The sequence below is a fragment of the Deltaproteobacteria bacterium genome, assembly GCA_019309045.1.
In the GTDB taxonomy this organism is placed as follows: domain Bacteria; phylum Desulfobacterota; class Syntrophobacteria; order BM002; family BM002; genus JAFDGZ01.
The window spans coordinates 1-9,020 of record JAFDGZ010000127.1 but is presented as its reverse complement, the minus strand read 5'-3'; the positions used below and the strand labels follow the sequence as shown (position 1 = coordinate 9,020).

Sequence of the window (9,020 nt, the reverse complement as noted above, 5' to 3'; positions counted from 1 at the left end):
CGGCAACCCGGAAGTGCTCAAAAGCATCGACATGGGTAAGGGACTTACCATAACCCCCAATATCCATTCTGGAAGGGAAAAGGGTTCCAAGGCCTTCGTCCAGATAAGCACGGGTGCCATCGCCGTAATCCAGCAGGCCAACCCCGGGGCTACCAAGTCCGGCAAAGTCTCCTGGCAAGAGGAATAGCCAGCACTGCCTCCGACCGCCCTGCAAGGCGGTCGGAGGCCTATCCTCCCAGACAGCTGTTGTGGCTTACCTGTCAGCTTGCCGAGAACAGACACTATATTGGAATTGCTTGTTTTCCCTCTTTTATTCTGGTGAACTGCCATTATCCGCTTCACGTGCCAATCCTGATTCAAAACGAACCTCAAGCGATTCCGCAAAACTTCTGGACATAGTCGAGGTGCGTCGGCAACCTGCTGCCTCTGCCAAGCAGGATTATGGCGAACAGGAACTTCGAATAGTTTTCCGTGTTCTTTGAAACAAGAGCCAGCTCTGGGACATCTTTGATAGATGAACACAAAGGAAAATATATAAATGTATACATCACACATATCAGTAGGCTATCTACTTCTAATAAAAACCAGTTTAAGTATCACGCTCTTAAGGTCGTATTCTGTTGTTATGCCCCGTATTGTCAAAAAAGTGACAAAATATGCACCCTAAAACAGCATTTTGCTGTGAAAATCAACCTTCTATCCCCTGCCAATAAACATGGTGTCTACTCTTTTTTATGCCTCCAACTCATTATTATTGAACATTATTTCAGCCAGGCCTTTATCATAATTTCACTTATGGCACCCTAATTGCTCACCTCTCGTACATCAAAAGATACGAAAAAAGGCTCCTCGGTGAAGGAGGAAGGAGGATGACAATGAAAAAATATATGCTTGGCGTGCTTGCCTGTGCAGTGTTGCTGCTCTTTTTTGCCTCCAGCGTTTCTGCTGGTTGGTGGCATACAGGCTGGGGAAGGCACTACCAGAGGAGTGCCCAGGACATGGAGAGAGTGCATCCCTGGGCGCGCCTGGTTCGCAGCGGCGACATTAGCGGCACAGTGGTTTGCGAAGAAGATCCGTCTCCTGTGTCCGGCGCCCTAGTTTATTTGGCCGGCGAATCATTCACTGCCAAGACAAATGAGCTAGGGGAGTTCACCCTCTATAATGTTCCGAGAGGTAGTCACAGACTGGTGGTTGCGGTAGCAGGCGTAGCCAATGCCCCGGTTGAGGTAAATGTCAAGGCCCGCTGCGTAACTGATGTGGGTGAAATTCAAGTGAAATGCCCGGAGGTCAATGTCAAAAGCACAGACGATAATCCCCCTGTACCGCCTGATCCGACGCTAGTTTCTTTCAAAGCCAATGGCTACACAGATTGGGATCCAGTGTCAGGAGCACCTCTCATTGGTTATACCATCGTGGTTGCGGCAGATCCGGGAGCAGTTGTGCAACTCTATGCTTCTGGCGACTGCAGCCTCAACGGCGCTGACTTTGAGCAGTCTAAAATTGTTCCTGCAAGTGGAGAAATACAATTCGATATCGTCGTGCCAGATGCGATGTACGATTATCTCTCTATCGATGCCACCCTGGATTCGCTTACTTCTGATTGTCTGACAAACATTGGTTTCCCCTAAACGGATGGCCATCAGAGGGTGCAGGTGTCACATCTGCGCGCACCTGCACCCCTAAACGAACAAATCCTGATGGCAAGCTAGAGGCTTAGGCCGCTTGAGCTCAAGGCTTACAACGATTTAATCATATGACCAGAGCGCTCTTGTTGCTATAAAAACTTTTTAGACTCTTAAAACTTTTTATAGGATACCCCTTAAATTAGGACAGTGGAATCACGTTGTTCTTCTCGTAACATCTTAGTATATTTAATTTTAATCATTAATCAGCCTGTATCTGCAAACTAGTCCTCCTTTGTTTTCCTCTCTGGCATATCCTTTGCTGAAAGGTCTATGCACCGTGTACTGAGATTTTTCATCAACTCTGCAGAGAGGGTGTTGAAATGACAATTACCCGAGGAGCTGGACGGCTGATCGCAGAAAGACCAGTGCCAGGGAGTGCGGGGACTCATGGTGGGCAGAGCCTTTGGCAGGGTGCAGGCTTCACTGTAGTGGAGCTGGTGGTGATTGTGGCCATCATTGGCATCATGCTGCTCTACGCCGCACTCAACTTTGCCGACTGGCGGAACAATGCCACTTTGAGGAAAACCGCCCGGGATGTGGTCTGTCAGATGCAGTTTGCCAGGATGGAAGCAGCCAGGCGCAACACTTCCATATTGATTCAAGTCAATACTGGAGGTCCAGGTAGCGGCAACTGCATCATTTTCATCGACGACGGTTCAGGCGGCGGTACTGCCGGCAACCAGTCTCCGGAGCCCGGCGAGATTCTCCGCCAGCTCACCATGCCCCAGGGCGTCACTCTGAGTGCTACCACCGCCCCCATCGTCCAGTACAGCAACCGCGGCTTTCCCGTGGTGGGTGGTGGCAGCACAGTCACTCTTACCAATGGAGAGAAAACCTACAATGTGGCGGTGGCCGCAGCTGGCAGCGTCAGGTTGAACGGTCCGGTGTAACCGGCTGTCAGCACTGCATGGAAGGACATTGTTATGGGTCAATTTCTTTACAAAGGCTCCAAGAGTACACCAGCAGGTTTTACCCTGGTGGAGCTCATCGTGGCCCTGGCAGTTGCCCTTACTGTCATGGGAGCGGTGTATTCGACCTACAAGGCCCAGCAGGATTCCTACATTGCCCAGGAGCAGGTTGCCGAGATGCAGGAAAACCTGCGGGCAGCGCTCTATGTGATGGCCCACGAGATCAGGATGGCAGGCTTCGATCCCACAGGAAATGCCTCGGCAACAGTGGTGAGTGCCGCGGATACCAGCATCACTTTCACCCAGGACATCAATGACGGCATCGACACCGACAGCGACGGCAGCACGGATGAAGGAGACGAAGCAATCGCCAGTGACGGTGATGTGGCAGATCGCAACGAGAATATCACTTACACCACGGCTGTGGTATCCGGGGTGCCTGTACTCCAGCGGCAGGATGCTTTCAGCGGCAGCAGCCAAACTCTGGCCGAATATATAGACGGCCTCGGTTTTGCCTACGCCTTTGACAACGACCTGGATGGCGAACTCGACGCCTCCGGCGGCAACGTGATCTGGGCCATCGACTCTGACGCGGACGGCTTTCTGGACCTGGACCTGGACAGCAACGGCGATGGTGTTATCAGTGCGGCAGACGACACGGATGGCAACGGCACTGTGGACGGCACGGCTCTGACAACCCTTGTTCCCACTAGCAGGATACGGGCGGTGAGAATCTGGCTGCTCGCCAGGACCAGCAGGATCTCGCGGGACTTCACTGACGCAAACACCTATGTGGTAGGAGACCAGATAACCACACCTGCAGACAACAACAGACGGCGTCTACTGTCCACCACAGTAAAGTGTCGCAATATGGGACTGTAGAAAGCAAGCATCCCGCCAGCAAAAAGGAAGGGCTATGAAAAACTTGCAACAGGACAGCGGTTTTACCCTGCTAGAGATCATCATCGCTATTGCCATCCTCGCCTTCGGACTCATGGCAGTAGCCACCATGCAGGTTTCAGCCACCAAGACCAACGTGCACGCCTTTGGCCTTACTGAAGCCGTTACTCTGGCCCAAGAGCGCATTGAAGCTCTCATGTCGCTTCCTTATGCCCACGCGGACCTCAGCGACGGTGCAGGCAGCAACAACGGTCAGAGTGGCCTGGCGGACAATCCCACTGATGCTGCCAATCCCATGGCTGATCACCAGGACCCCAACAATCCCATCCAGATTGGCGGCTTCGGCCAGCAATACAATGTCTACTGGAACGTGGCCCAGGACTGGCCTCTGCAGAACACCAAGACCATCAGGGTGATCGTTACCTGGAGGGAACGGGGAAAATGGAACAGGGCCTGGCTCGATTTCTCCAAAGCTGACGTTATCTGAGCCAAATGCCACCAGTCACAGCACCTGAAGGGAGTCGACAATGAACGGTTTGCAAATACTAGATAACCAGCGAGGCAACGCCCTGGTGGTGGCCCTGCTCATGCTGGTGGTGCTCACCCTGCTCGGCATCGCGGCAACCAACACCTCCACCATTGAAATCCAGCTGTCCAGCAATGACAAAATGTACAAAACAGCCTTCTACAATGCTGACGCTGCTACTGAAGTGGGCAGTGAACTCCTCGAGCAGAGTATTGAAGAAAGAGACTGGCTCGATGACTCTGACCATGGCAACATCCGGGTCACCAACGGTGACTTCTACCTGAATCAACCCACAGATACTCCAGATCCTATTCCCAGTGACGGCAACCGCGATGCCTTCCTGCCCAGAACTGCCAGCACAACAACCCCACACACCAACCTCAAGTTCAGAGGCAACCCCCAGCTCTCCACTGGCAGCGCCGTGCAACTGGCAGCCGGCTACGAGGGCAAAGGCAAAGGAGCAGGCAGCGGCGGCGCCTGGTTGATCTACAACATCAGATCACAGTACAGGGGCCTCCGCAACAGCGAAGCTAGAATAAACCTCCAGTGGCGTCACGTTATGTGAGTACCGATATGTGTTCAAAGGGCAGGAATCGCTCCCGCAGCGCCCTTACGCCCAACCTCTACTCGAGAGGAGAACAATAATGAGAAAGATCATTTCAGTCTGGCTATTCTGGTTAGCTTTCTCTCTGCTCCTGTTGTCCTCAGCAGACGGTGCAGCGCTGGAAGGCATAATTGAGCTTTTCGACTCCACGAACATCAGCATGAGTGGTCAGCATTATGAACTGGTAGACGGCGAAAAGGCTTCGCTCTATGGCTTTGTCACAGAGTGTTGGGTGGTGCAAGGCACAGAAATCTACCAGATTGACTGTAAAACTCTGGCGGATGTGGGCTATGTGGACAGGGCGCGAGTTACCCTCGAGAATGGCGCTGTCCGCAAAGTTGAAGTATTGAAGCTGCTTCAGTAGCAACTACTACTTTTAGTTACAGAAGCGTAACAGGAAGGAACTCACCATGAAAAAAAGTGGCCTCTTTATAGCACTCCTCGCTCTGGCGGCCATGTCTGCACTCACTGTACCATGCTTTGCTTCCATGTCTGACTATAGCGCTACGCCGCCTTTCGTTTTGCGAGGGGCGGATGCCAACGTCCTTCTCAACCTCTCTATTGAGACTCCCATGCAGGGCGCTGCCTATAATGATCAACCTAATGACGCCAACGGCGACGGTGATACCACAGACGCCCTTGATTGCGGCGGCAGGGTGGACCGGGACGGCGGCAGCGTTGGCATATGCTACTTCAGGGATAAAGAGTATGTTGGCATATTTGATCCCAACAAATGCTACACCTATTCCGCAGGACGCTTCGTACCCGATGGCCTGGTGATCAACACCCACCACGAGTGCAGCAGCAAATGGTCAGGGAATTTTCTCAACTGGGCTACCATGACTGCTATCGATGAATTTCGCTGGGCCCTCACCGGAGGAAATCGAGTGGTTGACAATACCAGTGAAACCGTCCTGCAAAGAGCAAACATGGGGCTCAGTTATGGCCACAGCTGGTATCCCATAAAGTACCTGAGTTCTTCTGATAATGTTGATCCGAGCACAGTCACTCCCTTTTCCAGCAGTGAGATTTTCATTTACAATCACGGCTACCAGTTTGATGTGGGCACTGAACGTAACGGTGCCAGCCACATGGATTCCCACAATCTGGCCCAGAATCTAAATGTCAGGGTAAAGGTGTGCGATCCGTCCCAGGGCCTTGAAGAGAACTGTGTAGATTATGGCGGCTACTACAAACCGGAAGGATTGATCCAGAGAAATGCCAGCAAGATGCGCTTTGCCCTGATGGGCTATGCTCTAGATAATACGCACGCCAGAGATGGTGGCGTACTCAGGGCAAATATGAAATATGTGGGCCCTACTCTACCTGACGGTACAGCCAACACCAAAAAGGAGTATGGTACTGATGGCATATTCATTGCCAACCCAGAAGGTGCACCGGAGGGTCAGAGCGGCGTTATCAACTACCTCAACAAGTTCGGCGCCAATGGCTACAAATCCTACGATCCTGTGGGGGAGCTTTTCTACGAGTGTCTGAATTATTATAAAAATCGAGGGCCTACTCCAGAGTATATCGACGGCGACCTAAGCGCTGCCGGTATTCAGCCAATGCCTGCAGGAGCCAAGGATGGCTTCCCTGTAGTCACCGTGTGGGAAGATCCCATTCAATACTGGTGTCAGAAAAACTATATAGTGGGCATAAACGATGCCAACCCCTGGAATGACAAGCAGCTGCCCGGCACCTTTTTTACCAACTCTACCTTCAATGGCAGAAACCTGAATGATAGCGGTTCGGGCTATGACTGGGGTGAACCGTCCAACGCTGACCCCGATATAAATGTCACAAACCTTACCAACACCGTGGGCGACCTGGAAGGGCTGACCGGCACCAGTCAGTGCGTGGGCTGCACCGCAGCGGACTGTGATATGAGTTCCACTGACAAGATCATACCCGGACTCGGGGAAATCATGGGCACCTGCCCATATCCCCCGAAGGAGAATTCATACTACGTGGCAGGCCTGGCGTATTATGCCAATACCCAGGATATCCGGCCACTCCTGCAGAACAGGCAGACGGTAACAACTTTTATGATCGACACCCAGGAGTACAATGCCACTCCACTCACCGGTCAAATGAACATGCTCTGGCTGACGGGAAAATATGGCGGCTTTGTGGAGCAGGATTTCAACGATACCAACAGCGACGGCAATGCTTATGAACCTAATTTAGCATCAGAGTGGGATGCCAACGGCGACGGTGAGCCTGACAATTATGTGCTGGCTACTGAACCCAAGAAACTGGTGGACGGCCTCAGCAAGGCATTCACTGATATTCTCAAGAGGGCAAGTTCAGGAACCGCGGCCTCAGTAATCTCCAACACCCGGGCTGGCGAAGGTGCTGTATACCAGTCAATCTTCTACCCTTACTACAACGACTCAAATTGCAACAACGCCGAGACCAAAGAGGTCGCCTGGGTGGGAGAGGTTCACGCTCTCTTTGTGGACAGCTATGGCAACATGAGGGAAGATACCAACAGCAACAGAACCCTGGATCCTACCACTGACAAGATTGTCATCTTCGATGGAACGGATGTCTACATGTTCACAGACAGCAACGGCAATGGCAAACTGGAGCCAGGAGAATTCACTGATTCTAACGGCAACGGTGTCCTCGACGACAGCGAGCGTGGCACACCTGTAACATTGAATAGCATACATTATCTCTGGTCTTCAAATACTTGGCTGAATGATCCGGCGCTTGTGACCACCACTCAGAGATCTGCATATGATGCCCTGGAACACAGGAGGTATCTATTCACCTTTGTAGACAGCGACGGTGATATGGTGGCAGAAGCAGACGGCAGTGAGCAGATCCCATTCACTGTTGCCAACAAAGCAACAATAGGCCCTTATCTCCACTTGTTTACGCCCTTTGAATTTAGCTCTCTATCCCCTCCACCCGGCATTATAACCGCGGACTATGCAGCCTTTCTCAGCAAGCAGTCAGAAAGAGTGATCAATTTCATCAGAGGGGAGGACCAGGGATCTGAAGCAGTTGGAACTTCATCCAATATCCCCACCATGAGAAACCGGCTGGGTGACATTGTTCATTCCACTCCAACAGTGGTGGGGCGTCCAGCAGAAAATTATGATTTGCTCTACAGGGATGACACCTATCGGGTCTTTTATTCCAAATACAGGAGAAGGCGCAGCGTAGTTTATGTGGGCGGCAATGACGGCATGCTGCATGCCTTTAACGGGGGCTTCTATGATGCCTTCAACAAGCGCTTCGACTTGAAGAGTCCTGGCTGCACCGCTCCCAACTGTGAGACTGAATTTCCCCTGGGCACTGAAATGTGGGCCTATGTGCCCCTGAACCTGCTACCGCATCTCTACTGGTTGACTGACCCCAACTATGCCCATATTTACTACGTGGATCTCAAGCCGCGCGTCTTCGATGCCAAGATCTTCAATTACAACACCTCGGATCCTGCAAATGACAAGCACCCATACGGCTGGGGAACCATTCTTGTAAGCGGCATGAGACTGGGCGGCGGCATGATCGGCACGGACAAAGACCACGACGGTACCTTTGACGCGACTACGGACGTAACAATGAAATCAGCCTATTTCGTTCTCGATATCACTGATCCGGAGTCACCCCCCGAGGTACTGGCTGAAATTACTTTCGATGGTCTCGGCTTCACGACCAGCTATCCAACTGTGGCGGTCATGAAAAGCACCACAGATCCAGCCACTCCCAATAAATGGTACCTGGTTCTCGGCTCAGGACCTATCGGAGCCTCAGGTCCTGATAGTACTGCACTCGAATATGTAAGCAGCGGTCAGCATGGCAAGATCTACATGATAGACCTTGGAGAGTTGGCCCAGAATCGTGTGCTCAAGGATCAATCAGGTGCAGTTCATGCGGTGGGCGGAACTCCCTTTCAGGTTCTTCCTGACAATAATTCCTATATCTCCGACCTGGTATCGGTAGACCTGGATCTCGACTACAAGACGGATGTTATCTACTATGGAACGGTTGCTGAATCCGGATCCAGTTGGGTCGGCAAGCTGCGCAGGATCGTATTGGCTGACGACACTGACCCGGGTAACTGGACGGGGAACAGCACCCTCATCGATGTGGACCAACCAGTGAGCGCAGCGCCTGCCATAGCGCGAGATGGCGAAGGCCACGTCTGGGTCTATTTTGGTACCGGACGCTTCATGAATCGGGATGACGTGGATGACACTTCCCAGCAATCCTACTATGCCATCAAGGAACCCTGGAACAATGATACTGACAAGGAGCTCACCTGGGCTACGGTTCTCACCTCAAACCTTGCCGACGTGACCGGTGCCGAAGTCTTCGAAGGCGGCAATAAAGTGGACAATCTAGCCCTGGCCGATTTTGACGAAAATAGCAATGGTACAGTG

General features: G+C 52.1%; 8 protein-coding genes. All 8 read left to right on the top strand.

Annotation, left to right across the window (positions count from 1 at the left end; translation table 11 throughout):
- Positions 1–187 (top strand): hypothetical protein (locus JRI89_16245; GenBank protein ID MBW2072785.1); only part of this gene is annotated, 187 nt, incomplete at its 5' end.
- A gap of 688 nt (positions 188–875) precedes the next feature.
- On the top strand, positions 876–1,628 hold the full coding sequence (locus JRI89_16240; protein ID MBW2072784.1) for a carboxypeptidase-like regulatory domain-containing protein: 753 nt from the start codon (positions 876–878) through the stop codon (positions 1,626–1,628).
- A 377-nt stretch (positions 1,629–2,005) separates the two neighbouring features.
- Positions 2,006–2,575 carry a GspH/FimT family pseudopilin gene (locus tag JRI89_16235; GenBank protein ID MBW2072783.1) on the top strand — a complete coding sequence of 190 codons (570 nt, stop codon included), beginning with the start codon at positions 2,006–2,008 and terminating at the stop codon, positions 2,573–2,575.
- A 33-nt stretch (positions 2,576–2,608) separates the two neighbouring features.
- Entirely contained in the window at positions 2,609–3,475 is an 867-nt protein-coding gene (locus JRI89_16230; protein MBW2072782.1) for a PilW family protein, read from the top strand.
- Positions 3,476–3,509: 34 nt separating this feature from the next.
- Entirely contained in the window at positions 3,510–3,980 is a 471-nt protein-coding gene (locus JRI89_16225) for a prepilin-type N-terminal cleavage/methylation domain-containing protein (protein ID MBW2072781.1), read from the top strand.
- A gap of 40 nt (positions 3,981–4,020) precedes the next feature.
- A complete protein-coding gene (locus tag JRI89_16220; protein ID MBW2072780.1) occupies positions 4,021–4,584 on the top strand; it encodes a hypothetical protein in 564 nt (187 codons plus the stop codon).
- A gap of 79 nt (positions 4,585–4,663) precedes the next feature.
- Positions 4,664–4,987, top strand: a complete 324-nt coding sequence (locus JRI89_16215; protein MBW2072779.1) for a hypothetical protein — start codon at positions 4,664–4,666, stop codon at positions 4,985–4,987.
- Positions 4,988–5,033: 46 nt separating this feature from the next.
- Positions 5,034–9,020: hypothetical protein (locus JRI89_16210; protein MBW2072778.1), on the top strand; the 3,987-nt coding region annotated here is incomplete at its 3' end.